Here is a 12705-nt window from a genome sequence, read left to right on the forward strand (position 1 = left end):
AGTCTGCCAAATTGAACCGGCCAGCCTTTTACTGGCCGTTTTTATTCCTGACGTAACTGTAAATCTAACGGTGTTTTACTTGGCTCTCCGCCAATTTCACGCGCCAGCTTTGGCACCAGATAGCCGGAGACCTGTGACAGTAATGCACGCACCAGCTGGCGGGCCTCGTCATCTGACACAAAGAAATGCGCCGCACCCTGTACCTTATCCAGCACGTGCAGATAGTAGGGCAGAATGCCGGCATCAAATAGCGCATTGCTCAGGGTGGCCAGCGTCTGCGCATTATCGTTGATGCCACGCAACAGGACACTCTGATTCAGCAGGGTCACTCCAGCACGCTTCAGGCTGCTCATCGCCTCACGCAGCTCATCATCAATCTCCTGCGCATGGTTGATGTGCGTCACCATCACCACCTGCAGATGCGTCTCGCTGAGCATCTGACAGAGCTGATCGGTAATGCGCGCCGGTATCACCACCGGTAAACGGCTGTGGATGCGCAGACGTTTCAGATGCGGGATCTGTTCCAGCGCGGCGATAAGCCAGGCGAGCTCATGATCTTTCGCCATCAGCGGATCGCCGCCGGAGAAAATGATCTCATCCAGCTCGGGATGATTGGCGATATAGTCCAGTGCAGCCTGCCAGCTACGCTTATTGCCGGGATTATCCTGATAGGGGAAATGACGACGGAAGCAGTAGCGACAGTTGACGGCGCAGCCGCCTTTTACCAACAATAAAGCCCGGTTTCGGTATTTATGCAGCAATCCAGGTACAACGTTGCTTTGTTCATCGAGCGGATCGGTGCTATAACCTGGCGCATCAGTGAATTCCTGGCGGCGGGTCAGTACCTGAAGCAGCAGCGGGTCGTGCGCATCGCCTTTTTTCATCCGGCGGATGAACGCATGCGGTACACGTAAGGCGAAAAGACGCCGCGCATCCGCACCTTCAGCCAGCTCAGTGTGCTGATCAAGGGCTAAAATCCGCAGTAATTCATCAGGTTCGGTGACAACATCCGCAAGTTGCTGCAACCAATCTTCTCTGGAAGGTGTTTTTAGGGTTACAATGTGTGCCATTTTTTTGGCTTAGTACCAGTGTCAATTTTCGTAGAGGGCCTTCATGGCGACTTATTCTAGCAACGATTTCCGTCCCGGTCTTAAAATCATGTTCGAAGGCGAGCCGTATGCCATCGAATCCAGTGAGTTCGTTAAACCGGGTAAAGGTCAGGCATTCGCGCGCGTTAAAATGCGTCGCCTGCTGACGGGTTCTCGCGTTGAGAAAACTTTTAAATCTACCGACTCCGCCGAAGGCGCTGACGTAGTAGATACCAACCTGAACTACCTGTACAACGACGGTGAGTTCTACCACTTCATGCATCCGGAAAGCTTTGAGCAGTTCCAGGTTGAAGAGAAGACGGTAAGCGATGCAGCGAAATGGCTGCAGGATAACGCTGAATGTATCGTTACGCTGTGGAACGGTCGTCCGATCGCCGTTCAGCCGCCGAACTTTATCGAAGCTGAAGTTATCGAAACCGATCCAGGCCTGAAAGGTGATACCGCAGGGACTGGCGGCAAGCCAGCTAAACTCTCTACCGGTGCCGTGGTGAAAGTGCCACTGTTCGTGCAAGAGGGCGAAGTGGTGAAAGTTGACACCCGCTCTGGCGAATACGTGTCACGCGTGAAATAAGATTCGCAGGCGCATCTTCTGGTGCGCCTTTTTCTTGTCTGAGAGAAAAAAATGATCAAGCTGGCAAAATTAATCGCGTTCGCGTTGCTGGTCTCCTCTGCGTTAAGCGCCTGCAACACATTCCACGGTTTTGGCGAAGATGTCTCTCACTTAGGTGGTGCCATTTCGCGAGCAGCAAAATGACCTTAACTGATTGTCCTTTTTAAAGTCTCGCCAGCAGCAACTGCCGGAAATCCGGCTATGCTTAAAGCGCTGTACTTTACATCCATCAAAAAGGACATTGTTATGTTAAAGAAAAGTATTGCTGCAATCTTCTCTGTACTGGTGCTCTCTTCCCTGCTCACAGCTTGTAATACAACGCGTGGCGTAGGTGAAGATGTCGAAGCGGGCGGCCAGGCGATTCAGAACAGCACGAAGTAACCTGTTATTCCAACCGGTACGAAATGCTTTTCGTACCGGCTTGTCAGATTCTGCACTATTTCTGTTTTACCCAGATTAACTCTTCAACCGGGAAACCATCCCGACGCGCCTGATCAACCAGTTTCTCTTTTACGCCCGGTTCCAGTTGTGGTGTGCGTGACAGTATCCAGAGATAGTGGCGATTCGGTCCACATACCAGCGCATAGCGGTAGTCCGGATCGAGAGCAATCACGTTATAGCCGCCATAGAAGGGGCCGAAGAAAGAGACTTTCAGAGAAGCCCGCGTGGGTTCACCGGTGAAGTAGGCTTTGCCGACGCTCTCCTGCCAGCGCTGCTTTTTGACGTTATAGCCACGGTTGATTACCTTCAGGCCGCCATCTTCTCGCGGGCTGTAGTTTGCCGTTACCTGTTCAAGTCCGCGCTCAAAAGGGTGGTTAAGGCGGGCAATCTCATACCACTGGCCGAGATAGCGCTGGCTGTCAAAGTTATCTACGACCGTGACGTTCTTTGGCGGCGTAGTGCTGCAGGCGACAGAGAGAAAAGCACTCAGGCTGGCAACAACTGTTTTCCATGGAGACATAGTGGGATTCCTTTGTGATTTAACCGCTTAAGTATAGAAGCCGAAACGCTGTTTTTGGCAGTACGGGCACGAGATTGTTTGCCGCAGGCATTGCAGGTAGACTTCCCCCCCTAATTTGTATCAGGAGTCATCACCATGAGCGAAACGGCAAGCTGGCAACCAAGCGCATCCATCGCCAATTTGTTAAAACGCGCCGCTATTTTAGCAGAAGTGCGTCGTTTCTTTGCCGATCGCGGCGTGCTGGAAGTGGATACGCCGGCGATGAGCCAGGCCACCATTACCGATATCCATCTGGTGCCATTCCAGACGCGTTTTGTCGGGCCTGGCGCTGCGCAGGGGCGCGATCTCTGGCTGATGACCAGCCCGGAATATCATATGAAACGCCTGCTGGCGGCGGGCAGTGGCCCGATCTACCAGATGGCGCGCAGCTTCCGCAATGAAGAGGCGGGACGTCACCACAACCCGGAATTTACCATGCTGGAGTGGTACCGGCCGCATTACGATATGTACCGTCTGATGAACGAAGTTGACGATCTGATGCAGCAGGTGCTGGAGTGTGACAGCGCTGAGTCGCTCTCCTATCAGCAGGCGTTTATCCGCCATCTTGAGCTGGATCCGCTGTCAGCGGATAAAGCGCAGTTGCGTGAAGCGGCAGAGAAGTTGGGTGAAGGCGAGCTGGCGCGTGCAGAAGAGGATCGCGATACCTTACTGATGCTGCTGTTTATGCTGGGGGTGGAACCGAAGATTGGTCAGGATAAACCCTGCTTCGTTTATCATTTCCCGGCCAGCCAGGCAGCCCTGGCGGAGATCAGCACCGAAGATCACCGCGTGGCCGAACGCTTTGAGGTCTATTACAAAGGCATTGAGCTGGCGAACGGTTTCCGTGAACTGACCGACAGCCGTGAGCAGCGTCAGCGTTTTGAGCAGGATAACCGTCGCCGTGCGACGCGCGGCCTGCCTGTGCATCCTATTGATACATATCTGCTGGATGCGCTGGCGCATGGCATGCCAGCCTGTTCCGGGGTCGCACTGGGTATTGATCGCCTGATCATGCTGGCGTTGAAAGCGGAGTCATTGAGTGATGTGATCGCGTTCCCGGTGGATCGCTGCTAATCGGTTAATCACAAACGATGGCGGATTAGAGGGGAAGGGTTGGCCCGGATGAAGAGCAAAGCGTCCGAGCCAGGATGGCGAGGCCGACCGCCATGGATGGCGGCCTTCTTTGCGATCAGCCGGGCCATCCCTGACCTGGCACAGGTTTCAGCTAGCTGCTGCTGTCAGGAAACTCCTGAATAGTGACCGGCAGCGTCAGTTTCTGATCGTTTCGCAGTACCTGCACATCAATCACTGAACCCGGGCGAATTTCTGCCACTTGATCCATGGTCTCCTGCGCGGAGATGGCCGGCTTGCCATTAACGCTGAGCAGCACATCGTTGGCCTGAATCCCGGCTTTATCCGCTGGCCCATCTGGCGTGACCACGCTGACAATAATGCCCTGAACCCGATCCAGATTGCTGCCCTGTCCATGCAGCGGCGGCAGCTCACGCCCGGTAATGCCGATATAGCCGCGGATCACCCGACCATCACGAATCAGCTTATCCATGATCTTCGAGGCTAAAACGGTTGGAATGGCGAAACCAATCCCTTCCGGGGTTTCACCATCACTACTTTTATCAAAGGTCAGGGTGTTAATGCCCATCAGCTCGCCTAGCGAGTTAATCAGCGCGCCGCCGGAGTTACCCTGATTGATTGACGCATCGGTCTGCAGGAAGTTCTGTCGGCCTGATGAACTTAAGCCAACCCGGCCCGTGGCGCTGATAATGCCCTGCGTGACCGTCTGACCGAGGTTATAGGGGTTGCCGATCGCCATCACCACATCCCCGATATGCGCCTGGCGATTTGGATTGATGGGGATAACGGGCAGGCCGGAAGCCGTGATCTTCAGTACCGCCAGATCGGTCATGCCATCGGAACCCACCAGCGTCGCTTCAAAGAAGCGGCCATCCTGCAGCGCCACGATAATTTGATCGGCATTATTGATCACATGCTTATTGGTAAGGATGTAGCCTTTTGCATTCATGATCACCCCTGAACCCAGGGTCGTGATGCCACGATTGTTGTTGCCGTGAGCGCTACGATTGTAAACGTTCACAACGGCAGGCACGGCGCGGCGCACCCCTTGATTGAAGCTAAAGGGCGTTTCGTCTGTAATATTTTCGTGGTTATAGAGGGCGTCGCTGCCCATACGCAGTGCAGGCAGTGCTGCGAGCAAAATACCCGCCACAATCAGGCCCAGCACCACGGCACGCAAAAGTTTAAGAAACATGGTGTTAAATTACGCCAGGGGAGATCGCAGGGGAGAATAGCATGAGAGCGGCGGACACACACGTGCTTGTGTCCGCCGTAATGCGAGGTTTATCTCAACAACAGATAGATACTTTCATCGCCGCGCACCACATTCAGTGCCAGTACCGGCGGTTTCCCTTCCAGTATTTTACGCATTTCAGCAATGGTCTGAACCCGGTTGCGGTTAACGCCGATAATCACATCATCTTTCTGCAGACCAACCTGTTCAGCCGGTGTGCCTTTTTCGATGGTATCGACCTTCACGCCTTTATCACCGGTTTTAGTCTGTCCATCACTCAGGGTTGCGCCCTGAAGCGCGGGTGACATCAGCTGTGCGCTGGCGGTGCTCTGTGCGCTCTGCTCCAGCGTAACGGTAACCGTTAATGGCTTACCTTCACGCAGCAGGCCAAGCTTAACCTGTTCACCTGGCGGCGTGGTTCCCACTTTGACGCGCAACTCAGCGAAGCTGGTAATCGGCTTGTCGTTGATCGACGTAATGATATCGCCTGACTTCACGCCCGCTTTCTGCGCGGCAGATTGCGGTAAGACTTCAGAGACAAAGGCGCCGCGCTGTGCATCGACATTGAATGCTTTAGCCATATCGGCTGTCATTTCAGTGCCTTTGATGCCGAGCTGACCGCGCTTCACTTCACCAAATTTAATCAGCTGCTGCGCGAGGTTCATCGCCATATCACTCGGGATAGCAAAGCCGATACCGATGTTACCGCCGCTGGAGGCGAGAATCGCAGTGTTGATACCGATCAGTTCGCCGTTAAGGTTGACCAGCGCACCGCCTGAGTTGCCACGGTTGATCGCGGCATCGGTCTGAATAAAGTTTTCCAGCCCTTCCAGGTTCAGGCCGCTGCGCCCCAGTGCGGAGATAATACCGGAGGTGGCCGTCTGTCCCAGACCGAACGGGTTACCGATCGCTACCGCGAAATCACCCACTTTCAGCTGGTCAGAGTCCGCGACTTTTACCTGCGTGAGGTTTTTTGCGCCCTGAATCTGAATCAGCGCGATATCGGTCTGCTCATCATGGCCAATCAGTTTGGCTTCATATTCACTGCCGTCACCAAGCTGTACGTTGATTTTATCCGCACCGTTGACCACGTGATTGTTGGTGAGCACGTAGCCTTTCGCGGCATCGATGATCACGCCAGAACCTAAACCTTCAAACGGCTGTGGCTGACTATTTCCGCCAGGCATCTGACCAAAAAAACGCTTCAGCGGTTCAGGAATATCCTGAGCCTGTGCACCCGAATCAGTGCCTTCCACGTGCACACTGACCACGGCAGGTAACACTTTCTCCAGCATCGGCGCCAGACTCGGCAGCGGCTGGCCCGCAATTTGTGCTGGCAGCGTTGCCATCGCGTCTGGCGCGGCGGCAAGGCTCATCCCAATACTCAGGGCTAATGCGCTAAACAGGCGTGCTTGTTTTTTCATTGCTACAACGCTCTCGCTGCAAAAGGTGGGAGGAATTAATAAGTGTGACAGTCGTTTGCGGTCAGGGTTCGCAAAAACAGCGGGCGCAGACAGGCTGCGCCCCAAAAAGATTAGTCGCGGGCAGGGCGCTCGCCACGCAGTAAACCGGATGCGCCTTCAGAATAGTCGCGCGGCATCTGCACCGGCACCTGATCGTTGTCCGCTTCGGCTTCAGTCAGCTGATAGGCAAACGGATTTTTCTGGCCAGGCAGATTCGGCAGCAGGTCATTTGAGCCTTTTGCCATGTGCTGATAGAGCTGACGATAATCACGCGCCATGTTGTCCAGCAGCTCCGCACTCTGCGCGAAGTGGTTGGTCAGCTCTTCGCGATAATCCGCCAGCTCCGCTTTCGATTTTTCCAGCTCGTACTGCATGCTGCGCTGCTCACGCAGCTTTTTGTTGCCAAAACGCATGGCGACTGCGCCGACAATAATACCAACCACTAAACCAATTAGCCCGTATTCCCAGGTCATAATGACTCCCGTGTTATTTCCATTGTTCCGTAGGGCATTGCACCATTTCAATAATAGTCACTATACCCGTTAATCTTATGGATGTGGAACTCTGGAGCAGCATGGCTTAGTGTAGAACGGCCTTTTTTTCAGCAACCGTAGTATGAATCAGACACCATTCAGGGACTTTGAAACAACAATGCAAACCTCAACTCCGCTTTCACGCTATGAACAGGCGCTGTCGCAGGGCGAATTCAGGCCCGATGACGTACAACGTGAAGCGATTACCCGTTTAGACGCGCTGCAGCAGGCGCTGGTTGCCCGGCAACAATCCGCCGCGCCTGCCACATCCGGCCTGCTGGGTCGCCTGTCAAAATTGATCGGTAAAGAGAAAAACGAGACGCCACAACCTGTACGTGGACTCTATATGTGGGGCGGTGTCGGTCGCGGTAAGACCTGGGTCATGGATCTCTTTTTTCAGTCTATTCCTGGCGATCGCAAACTGCGTCTGCACTTCCACCGCTTTATGCTGCGGGTGCATGAAGAGCTGACGCAGCTTCAGGGGCAGAGCGATCCGTTACTGATTATTGCGGACAGATTCAAAGCGGAAACGGACATCCTCTGTTTTGATGAATTTTTTGTCTCCGATATCACCGATGCGATGCTGCTGGGCACGCTGATGGAGGCGCTGTTTGAACGCGGCATTGCGCTGGTGGCCACCTCGAACATTCCGCCTGATGATCTCTATCGTAATGGTCTGCAGCGCGCGCGCTTCCTGCCTGCCATCGAGCAGATCAAACGTCATTGTGATGTGATGAATGTGGATGCCGGTATCGACTACCGGTTACGCACGCTGACCTCGGCGCACCTGTGGAACTCTCCGCTGAACAAAGAGACGCACGCTGAAATGGCGCGGATGTTTAAAGCGCTGTCGGGCAGCCAGCCTGAAGATGCGCCGGTTCTGGAAATTAATCACCGCCAGATGCCGACGCTGGGCGTCAGCGAGGGCGTGCTGGCGATTAATTTCACCACCCTGTGTGGCGAAGGGCGCAGCCAGCATGACTATATTGCGCTGTCGCGCCGTTTTCACAGTGTGCTGCTGTATGACGTGCCGGTGATGATCTACAAAACCGAAGATCAGGCACGGCGTTTCCTGGCACTGGTCGATGAGTTCTATGAACGGCATGTGAAGCTGGTGGTCGCGGCAGAAACGTCACTGACCGAGATTTATCAGGGCACGCGGCTGAAGTTTGAATACCAGCGCTGTTTATCGCGACTTCAGGAGATGCAGAGCGAAGAGTATCTGCGTTTACCGCACCTGCCGTGAGAATAATCGGGATAAATACCGAAATAGGGTTCGATTTTTGTAACCGACTTCTCTATAATCTTGCGACCCCACGTTACAGCAAAGGATTTTTTTCCCAAATCCTCTGTGTTCCAGTAACTCTATCCGAAGGGGTGGCTTGCTGGTCAAAATGGTCGTGTGAGCCTCATTCGTTTACTTAAGCGTTTGGGATTTCACCAACGTGTAACTTAATTTGGGTAAGCTTTTCGATGAAAACTTTTACAGCTAAACCAGAAACCGTCCAACGTGACTGGTTTGTAGTTGACGCAACGGGCAAAACTTTGGGTCGCCTGGCGACTGAACTGGCGCGCCGTCTGCGTGGTAAGCATAAAGCGGAATACACTCCGCACGTTGATACGGGTGATTACATCATCGTTCTGAACGCAGAAAAAGTTGCTGTAACCGGCAACAAGCGTACTGACAAGATCTACTATCACCACACTGGCCACATCGGTGGTATCAAACAGGCGACCTTTGAAGAGATGATTGCTCGCCGTCCTGAGCGTGTGATTGAGATCGCGGTTAAAGGCATGCTGCCGAAGGGCCCGCTGGGTCGTGCTATGTACCGTAAACTGAAAGTTTACGCAGGCAACGAGCACACCCATGCGGCACAGCAACCGCAAGTTCTTGACATTTAATCGGGATTAAAGGCAATGGCTGAAACTCAAAACTACGGCACTGGTCGCCGCAAAAGCTCTACCGCTCGCGTATTCATTAAGCCGGGTAGCGGTAACATCGTAATTAACCAACGTTCTCTGGAACAGTACTTCGGTCGCGAAACTGCCCGCATGGTAGTTCGTCAGCCGCTTGAGCTGCTGGACCTGGTTGGTAAATTCGATCTCTATGTCACTGTTAAAGGTGGCGGTATTTCTGGTCAGGCTGGTGCGATCCGTCACGGTATCACCCGCGCTCTGATGGAATACGACGAATCACTGCGTGGCGAGCTGCGTAAAGCTGGCTTCGTAACGCGTGATGCGCGTCAGGTTGAACGTAAGAAAGTCGGCCTGCGTAAAGCACGTCGTCGTCCTCAGTTCTCCAAGCGTTAATTGTTTGCAGCTCCGGCTGCGGCAATTGGCTCAAAAAACCCGCTTCGGCGGGTTTTTTATTTTCTGCCTTCCCATAAACTGTCCGCGAAAACCGTAACGCCGCGCTCAATTTACCTGCAAAGATTCATTCCACGCCCACAAGCAGCCTAAAATCTGGTAAACTCTGTGTCACTTTGCGCCCGCAGGCCGGTGCGTTATGCGCCTCCCCACTGTCGGGGCGTCAGTATCTGTGACGCAGCTAACCAGGTTGCGTGCGAGTTCGATAAGCAAGTGAGTCGCCGTGTGGTTGGCTATTCGCAGTATCTTTTTGTGAACAAACTTGGAGGTTTTCATGGCTGTCGCTGCCAACAAACGTTCGGTAATGACGCTGTTTTCTGGTCCTACTGACATTTTCAGCCATCAGGTACGTATCGTCCTGGCGGAGAAGGGTGTCAGCGTAGAGATCGAGCAGGTCGAAATGGATAACCTGCCGCAGGATCTGATTGACCTCAATCCGTATCGCACGGTACCGACGCTGGTAGATCGTGAGCTGACGCTGTATGAATCACGCATCATCATGGAATATTTAGATGAGCGCTTCCCGCATCCGCCACTGATGCCGGTTTATCCGGTTGCCCGTGGTGATAGCCGCCTGATGATGCACCGCATCGAGCAGGACTGGTATAGCCTGATGAGGAAAGTAGAGAACAGCAGCGGTCAGGAAGCGGAAGCGGCACGCAAGCAACTGCGTGAAGAGCTGCTGGCTATCGCGCCACTGTTTGGCCGTACGCCTTATTTCATGAGCGAAGAGTTCAGCCTGGTTGATTGCTATCTGGCTCCGCTGTTATGGCGTCTGCCGTCAATGGGTATCGATTTGATCGGTTCAGGTTCAAAAGAGCTGAAAGGTTACATGAATCGCGTATTTGAGCGTGACTCCTTCCTCGCTTCATTAACCGAAGCTGAACGTGAAATGCGGCTGCAAGCCCGGGCTTAACGTATGGAAATGTCGCAACTTACTGCACGTCGTCCCTATCTGCTGCGCGCCTTTTATGACTGGTTGCTCGACAATCAGCTGACGCCGCATCTGGTGGTCGACATAAATCTGCCGGGTGTGCAGGTGCCGCTGGAGTATGCGCGCGATGGTCAGATAGTCCTGAACATTGCGCCACGTGCTGTCGGTAACCTCGATCTGGCAAACGATCAGGTGTCGTTCAACGCCCGCTTTGGTGGCGTTCCTCGCCAGGTTAACGTGCCGATGGCGGCGATTCTGGCAATCTATGCGCGTGAAAATGGCGCCGGGACGATGTTTGAACCGGAACCGGCTTACGAGCTGGGCACGCATGAGGCGTCAGAGGGTCAGGAAGAGACTATGATGTCGGTGATTGATGGTGATCGTCCTGACGATGCCAGCGATGACGAGACACCGCCTGATGACGATCCACCGCCACGTGGTGGACGACCTTCACTGCGCGTAGTGAAATAGCAGTGACATAACAGCGAATACCCGTCCATCCGACGGGTATTTTTTTGCCTGTCGGCCATAAAAAAATCCGGCTGCCTGCGCAAGCCGGATTTTTTCAGCAGACCATCGCGATCAATAGACGTCGCGCAGGTAGCGCTTCTCTTTCTTCAGCTGATCGACATAGTCAGCAGCGCGCTCGGTGGAGAGACCACCAAACTGGCGAACCACTTCATACAGCGCATTATCCACATCCTTCGCCATACGCGATGCATCGCCACAGACATAGAAGTAAGCCCCTTCCTGCAGCCAGGCATACAACTCAGCGCCCTGTTCAAGCATCCGGCTCTGCACGTAGATTTTCTTCTCCTGATCGCGTGAGAAGGCCAGATCCAGACGCGTCAGCAAGCCATTATCGCGCCAGGCAAGTAATTCATCCTGATAGATAAAGTCATGTTCCTGATGTTGATCGCCGAAGAACAGCCAGTTTTTGCCCTGCGCGCCGGTTGCCTGGCGCTCCTGCAGGAAGGCACGGAATGGCGCAATACCGGTACCTGGTCCCACCATGATCAGCGGTGCGCTGTTGTTGGCAGGCACGCGGAACGATTTATTGGGTGAGATAAAGATGGCGGGCTTCTCACCGCGACGCACACGCTCGGCCAGGTAGGTTGAGCAGACGCCACCGCGATTACGGCCGCCACTGTGATAACGCACCGAGGCAACGGTCAGATGCACCTGATCAGGATGGGCTTTAGAGCTGGATGAAATAGAGTAAGCCCGATGCTGCAGCGGACGCAGCAGCGCGACAAACTCGGGTACCGCCAGCGTGCGCGTCAGCTCAAGCTGCAGCAGGTCAAGGGTATCTTTGCCCCACAGCCACACGCCCAGCGCATCTTTATCATCATGCTGTAACACATGACGCAGCTCCTGGTTGGTGGTGTTCTGTCCGACCCACTCGATTAACTTGCGTGACGGCTCTGAGATCTCAAACTGATAGGTCAGCAGGTCGCCAAGGCTGCGATCAAAGCCGGGCACCGGCGTCTCGTAGTCCGCGTTAAGCTGGGTCAGCAGCAGGCTGACCAGCGACGGCTCGTTGACCGGAATTACGCCCAGCGCATCGCCCGCTTCATACTTCAGGCCGCTGTCAGACAGGTCGAACTCGAAATGACGAATATCTTTGGCTGACTGCTCGCCTGACAAACGCTTGTTGGTGATCAGCGCGGCGGCGTAAGGATTGGATTTGTTGCTGCCTGGAATGACTGGCGCTTCAGGCGCGCTCTCCAGCACGGTGCCGCTGCTGCCCGCGCTGGCGGCAAACTGTGGCATTGAGCTGTTCAGCCACTCGCTGGAAGGCTCCTCAAAATCGATATCACAATCGATACGATCAACCACGCGTTTCGCGCCCAGCTGCTCAAGGCGCATATCAATAAACTTGCCCGCCTGACAGAAGCCATCGTAGCCGGTATCACCAATCGCCAGCACGGCGAAATGCATCTGCTCCAGACGCGGTGCGGTACTGGCAGAGATCGCATCCCAGAACAGCTGCGCGTTGTCCGGCATTTCACCTTCGCCATAGGTCGAGGTGACGATCAGCACATGGCGCATGGTGGCAAACACGTCGAGATCGACATCGCCCAGCGCCTGAACCACCGGCACCAGACCTTTAGCGCGCGCAGACTTCGCTGCGGTCTGCGCCAGTGCTTCAGCATTGCCGGTCTGTGAGCCATAAAGAATGTGCAGTTGCGTCGTCGCGGCTGCGCTTGTGCCCGCGGCGGGTTGCTGCTTGTCTTCTAATACCAGCAAACGGGAGTGCAGACCCGCAAGAAAGCCAGCCAGCCAGTACTTCTGATCGCCATTAAAAGGTGCATCTTCTGGAATATAAGGAATTTTCATGGGTACTTTTACTCAATCCCGTT

General features: G+C 54.3%; 15 protein-coding genes. 9 read left to right on the forward strand and 6 right to left on the reverse strand.

Features of this window, described 5'->3' with window-relative positions:
* Nucleotides 1-41: 41 nt before the first annotated feature.
* Nucleotides 42-1070 (reverse strand): EF-P beta-lysylation protein EpmB, encoded by a 1029-nt coding sequence (epmB, locus tag HFD94_RS10985; RefSeq protein WP_033770862.1) that lies wholly within the window; start codon nt 1068-1070, stop codon nt 42-44.
* Between the two features lie 43 nt (nt 1071-1113).
* On the opposite strand from epmB, the gene efp reads away from it, so the two are divergent.
* The 3 genes from efp to HFD94_RS11000 all read left to right on the forward strand — a co-directional run bounded on the left by efp (nt 1114) and on the right by HFD94_RS11000 (nt 2100).
* Nucleotides 1114-1680, forward strand: a complete 567-nt coding sequence (efp, locus tag HFD94_RS10990; protein ID WP_010251979.1) for an elongation factor P — start codon at nt 1114-1116, stop codon at nt 1678-1680.
* A gap of 51 nt (nt 1681-1731) precedes the next feature.
* On the forward strand, nt 1732-1863 hold the full coding sequence (locus tag HFD94_RS10995) for an entericidin A/B family lipoprotein (protein WP_003848306.1): 132 nt from the start codon (nt 1732-1734) through the stop codon (nt 1861-1863).
* Nucleotides 1864-1965: 102 nt separating this feature from the next.
* The gene (locus HFD94_RS11000; protein ID WP_003848302.1) at nt 1966-2100 is read left to right on the forward strand and encodes an entericidin A/B family lipoprotein; all 135 of its coding nucleotides are present in this window, start codon (nt 1966-1968) and stop codon (nt 2098-2100) included.
* 55 nt (nt 2101-2155) lie between these two features.
* Here the strand turns inward: HFD94_RS11000 and HFD94_RS11005 are convergent, their stop codons facing one another.
* Complete coding sequence (locus HFD94_RS11005) at nt 2156-2680, reverse strand: lipocalin family protein (protein ID WP_010672015.1); 525 nt, start codon at nt 2678-2680, stop codon at nt 2156-2158.
* A gap of 135 nt (nt 2681-2815) precedes the next feature.
* Between HFD94_RS11005 and epmA the strand changes: the two genes are divergently transcribed.
* Complete coding sequence (gene epmA, locus HFD94_RS11010) at nt 2816-3793, forward strand: elongation factor P--(R)-beta-lysine ligase (protein WP_122889203.1); 978 nt, start codon at nt 2816-2818, stop codon at nt 3791-3793.
* Between the two features lie 151 nt (nt 3794-3944).
* Here the strand turns inward: epmA and degS are convergent, their stop codons facing one another.
* From degS to zapG, 3 genes are all read right to left on the reverse strand, one after another.
* On the reverse strand, nt 3945-5006 hold the full coding sequence (gene degS, locus HFD94_RS11015) for an outer membrane-stress sensor serine endopeptidase DegS (RefSeq protein ID WP_010251964.1): 1062 nt from the start codon (nt 5004-5006) through the stop codon (nt 3945-3947).
* 89 nt (nt 5007-5095) lie between these two features.
* Nucleotides 5096-6469 carry a serine endoprotease DegQ gene (gene degQ, locus HFD94_RS11020; protein WP_010251960.1) on the reverse strand — a complete coding sequence of 458 codons (1374 nt, stop codon included), beginning with the start codon at nt 6467-6469 and terminating at the stop codon, nt 5096-5098.
* Between the two features lie 110 nt (nt 6470-6579).
* Nucleotides 6580-6981 carry a Z-ring associated protein ZapG gene (gene zapG / locus HFD94_RS11025; protein WP_003848291.1) on the reverse strand — a complete coding sequence of 134 codons (402 nt, stop codon included), beginning with the start codon at nt 6979-6981 and terminating at the stop codon, nt 6580-6582.
* 178 nt (nt 6982-7159) lie between these two features.
* Between zapG and zapE the strand changes: the two genes are divergently transcribed.
* From zapE to sspB, 5 genes are all read left to right on the forward strand, one after another.
* Nucleotides 7160-8287: a cell division protein ZapE gene (zapE, locus tag HFD94_RS11030; protein WP_010251948.1), complete on the forward strand. Its 1128-nt coding sequence runs from the start codon at nt 7160-7162 to the stop codon at nt 8285-8287.
* A 227-nt stretch (nt 8288-8514) separates the two neighbouring features.
* Nucleotides 8515-8943 carry a 50S ribosomal protein L13 gene (rplM, locus tag HFD94_RS11035; protein WP_008925400.1) on the forward strand — a complete coding sequence of 143 codons (429 nt, stop codon included), beginning with the start codon at nt 8515-8517 and terminating at the stop codon, nt 8941-8943.
* A gap of 15 nt (nt 8944-8958) precedes the next feature.
* Nucleotides 8959-9351, forward strand: a complete 393-nt coding sequence (gene rpsI / locus HFD94_RS11040) for a 30S ribosomal protein S9 (RefSeq protein ID WP_008925401.1) — start codon at nt 8959-8961, stop codon at nt 9349-9351.
* A 331-nt stretch (nt 9352-9682) separates the two neighbouring features.
* Entirely contained in the window at nt 9683-10324 is a 642-nt protein-coding gene (gene sspA, locus HFD94_RS11045; RefSeq protein ID WP_009092481.1) for a stringent starvation protein SspA, read from the forward strand.
* A gap of 3 nt (nt 10325-10327) precedes the next feature.
* Complete coding sequence (gene sspB, locus HFD94_RS11050; RefSeq protein ID WP_010251939.1) at nt 10328-10813, forward strand: ClpXP protease specificity-enhancing factor; 486 nt, start codon at nt 10328-10330, stop codon at nt 10811-10813.
* A gap of 111 nt (nt 10814-10924) precedes the next feature.
* On the opposite strand, the gene HFD94_RS11055 is transcribed toward sspB, so the two are convergent.
* Nucleotides 10925-12682: a sulfite reductase subunit alpha gene (locus HFD94_RS11055; RefSeq protein ID WP_010251935.1), complete on the reverse strand. Its 1758-nt coding sequence runs from the start codon at nt 12680-12682 to the stop codon at nt 10925-10927.
* Nucleotides 12683-12705: the final 23 nt, after the last annotated feature.

It is taken from the genome of Pantoea sp. EKM20T (assembly GCF_011800485.1).
GTDB classification, from domain to species: domain Bacteria; phylum Pseudomonadota; class Gammaproteobacteria; order Enterobacterales; family Enterobacteriaceae; genus Pantoea; species Pantoea agglomerans.

Coding starts and splice junctions, on each gene's coding strand:
- sspA (WP_009092481.1), top strand. CDS start 9,683: ATGGCTGTCGCTGCCAACAAACGTTCGGTAATGACGCTGTTTTCTGGT.
- degS (WP_010251964.1), bottom strand. CDS start 5,006: ATGTTTCTTAAACTTTTGCGTGCCGTGGTGCTGGGCCTGATTGTGGCG.
- efp (WP_010251979.1), top strand. CDS start 1,114: ATGGCGACTTATTCTAGCAACGATTTCCGTCCCGGTCTTAAAATCATG.
- HFD94_RS10995 (WP_003848306.1), top strand. CDS start 1,732: ATGATCAAGCTGGCAAAATTAATCGCGTTCGCGTTGCTGGTCTCCTCT.
- degQ (WP_010251960.1), bottom strand. CDS start 6,469: ATGAAAAAACAAGCACGCCTGTTTAGCGCATTAGCCCTGAGTATTGGG.
- zapE (WP_010251948.1), top strand. CDS start 7,160: ATGCAAACCTCAACTCCGCTTTCACGCTATGAACAGGCGCTGTCGCAG.
- sspB (WP_010251939.1), top strand. CDS start 10,328: ATGGAAATGTCGCAACTTACTGCACGTCGTCCCTATCTGCTGCGCGCC.
- HFD94_RS11000 (WP_003848302.1), top strand. CDS start 1,966: ATGTTAAAGAAAAGTATTGCTGCAATCTTCTCTGTACTGGTGCTCTCT.
- epmA (WP_122889203.1), top strand. CDS start 2,816: ATGAGCGAAACGGCAAGCTGGCAACCAAGCGCATCCATCGCCAATTTG.
- HFD94_RS11055 (WP_010251935.1), bottom strand. CDS start 12,682: ATGAAAATTCCTTATATTCCAGAAGATGCACCTTTTAATGGCGATCAG.
- rpsI (WP_008925401.1), top strand. CDS start 8,959: ATGGCTGAAACTCAAAACTACGGCACTGGTCGCCGCAAAAGCTCTACC.
- HFD94_RS11005 (WP_010672015.1), bottom strand. CDS start 2,680: ATGTCTCCATGGAAAACAGTTGTTGCCAGCCTGAGTGCTTTTCTCTCT.
- rplM (WP_008925400.1), top strand. CDS start 8,515: ATGAAAACTTTTACAGCTAAACCAGAAACCGTCCAACGTGACTGGTTT.
- epmB (WP_033770862.1), bottom strand. CDS start 1,070: ATGGCACACATTGTAACCCTAAAAACACCTTCCAGAGAAGATTGGTTG.
- zapG (WP_003848291.1), bottom strand. CDS start 6,981: ATGACCTGGGAATACGGGCTAATTGGTTTAGTGGTTGGTATTATTGTC.